2 protein-coding genes are annotated in these 2,451 nt (G+C 36.5%); both read left to right on the top strand.

The window, feature by feature from the left end; genetic code table 11:
* Window positions 1-550 (top strand): PKD domain-containing protein (locus ASJ81_RS11185; protein ID WP_141241679.1); only part of this gene is annotated, 550 nt, incomplete at its 5' end.
* A gap of 531 nt (window positions 551-1,081) precedes the next feature.
* On the top strand, window positions 1,082-2,451 hold a 1,370-nt coding region (locus tag ASJ81_RS11180; protein ID WP_095644518.1), incomplete at its 3' end, for a PKD domain-containing protein.

Genomic DNA, 2,451 nt, shown 5'->3' with positions numbered 1-2,451 from the left:
AGGCAGCAACACAGTAACAAAAGCAGATTATATAACCGTGACAGCAAAACCAGTTGCTGCATTTTCTGCATCTCCAACCTCAGGAAAATCTCCATTAAACGTTAAATTTACTGACAAAAGTACCGGATCACCAAAGAAATGGAAATGGGATTTTGGAGATGGAATAAGTTCAACCAAGCAGAATCCAACGCATAAGTATTCCAAAGCAGGAAAATACACAGTAACCCTCAAAGTAACCAATGCGGCAGGCATCAACACAGCAACAAAATCAAAGTATATAACTGTGACAGGAACTTCGCAAGCTCCGACTGCAGATTTCTGGGGTTGGCCATTATCAGGAAAAGCTCCGCTAAAGGTAACATTCACAGAGACGAGCAAAGGATCACCAACCTCATGGAAATGGGATTTCGGAGATGGGAAATATTCAACAGAAAAGAGTCCAACACACACATATTCATCTGCCGGAACTTACACGGTTAAACTCATAGCAACAAATGAAGCAGGAAGTAGTACAAAATCAAAATGGAAATATATAAAAGTGGCAAAGTGACTGCAACTTTGAAAATGGTTGAAATTCTCCTGGGGTTCTATAGGATTACAACTTCATAAAGGTGACAACAAACACAAGACTGAGAATATACTCCGAAAGTAAATAAAAATTGTTCTCATTTCTTTTGCTCACTCTTTTTATTCATTTTTTCATTGTTCCTTATTTCTTATCTGAAAGTGTCTGTAAGTTGTTGATTTGATATTAATAAATGAGCTCACCGTTTTTTTAGTCATTTTTTAGAGGGGTTTTAATCTTGTGATTTTCAGTAGCGACTCCTTATCTAATTTCTTGACTTTTTTAAGCTCATTTGAAATTCTCAAAAGTTTTTCTTTTACCTTTTTTATACCGAAAAATTTTACTATTTATGTATGGATTTACTGTAAACTTATTCTTCTTCTCAAAACAAATTTTCTAAAATTACACATTTTCTTAAATTTTTGATTTAAATAACAAAGTTTAAAAATGTATATATCTCTAAATTATTAACATTTTTTATATGAAAAATAAATTAAAAATTAAGGAGTAGGATAATTGAAACTTAACAAAAAATCGGATTCAGTGGTCTTAGCATTATCAGCCCTTGTTTTATTTTTGATTCTGGTTTCATCTACGGCATCAGCAGCTTCTTTATCTGCAATCACTGAAACTCGGATAACCAATCATGGAACAGCATCCAATCCAGATATCTATGGTGACAAGATAGTGTGGCAGGACAACCGTAATGGAAACTGGGATATATATATATTTGATCTCGCCGCTAAAACAGAAATTCACACTACCAATTTAACAAATCAGACAGTTCCTGCTATTTATAAAAATCTGGTAGTATGGGAAGATGAGCGCAACGGAGGTCATGACATTTACGTGGAAGATCTCTCTACAAAAATACAAACTCGTATCTCTAAAAGTGGAGAAGCATATAATCCTGCAATCTACGGTAATAGAATAGTATGGCAGGACGAACGTAGTGGAAGTTCGAATCTCTACATGTATGATCTATCTACTAAAAAAGAAACTCAGATTACTACCAGCGGTAAAGCATTTTATCCTGCTATATACGATAATAGAATAGTGTGGCAGGACGAACGCGATGGAGATTATCTCCACGCTGATATCTACATGTACGATCTTTCCAATAAGAAGGAGACTAAAATATCAACAACAAAATTCACCACTGGTGGCCATTCCTCACCTACAATTTACGGGAACAGGGTAGTGTGGGTAGGTGCAACTACTGATGATGATCATGTTTACGGTGTTTATGTGATGGATCTCTCTACTAAAACGCAAAATATACTCTTCAACTTCACTGATCCAATAAGCAACCCTAAAATCTACGGTGATAATATTATATATTCTCTATCTCAAGCTGGCGGCATGTCCCCTGATATCTATATGTATAACCTTTTCACTTCCGAGGGAAAAAAGATATCCACCAGTCAAACAGCAGAAGCGCCTGATATTTATGGTAACAAAATAGTATGGGTGGACTGGAGAAATGAAGGTCCTGATATTTACATGGCTACTCTCGGTTCAAACCTCCCGGTAGCTGCCTTCTCTGCATCTCCAACTTCTGGGAAAGCACCATTAAACGTTAAATTTACTGACACAAGTACAGGAACACCCACGAAATGGAAATGGGATTTTGGAGACGGAACAACTTCAACCAAACAGAATCCAATGCATAAGTATTCCAAAGCAGGAGTTTATACTGTTAAACTTACAGTAACAAATGCTGCAGGCATCAACACAGCAACAAAAGCAGATTATATAAAAGTTGTAACAAAACCCGTTGCTGCATTCTCTGTATCCCCCACATCAGGAAGAGTTCCATTAAATGTTAAATTTACCGACACCAGCACAGGAACACCAAAGAAATGGAAATGGGATTTTGGAGACGG

The sequence above is a fragment of the Methanosarcina spelaei genome, assembly GCF_002287235.1.
GTDB lineage: Archaea > Halobacteriota > Methanosarcinia > Methanosarcinales > Methanosarcinaceae > Methanosarcina > Methanosarcina spelaei.
This window is presented reverse-complemented; position numbering and strand designations above follow the sequence as displayed.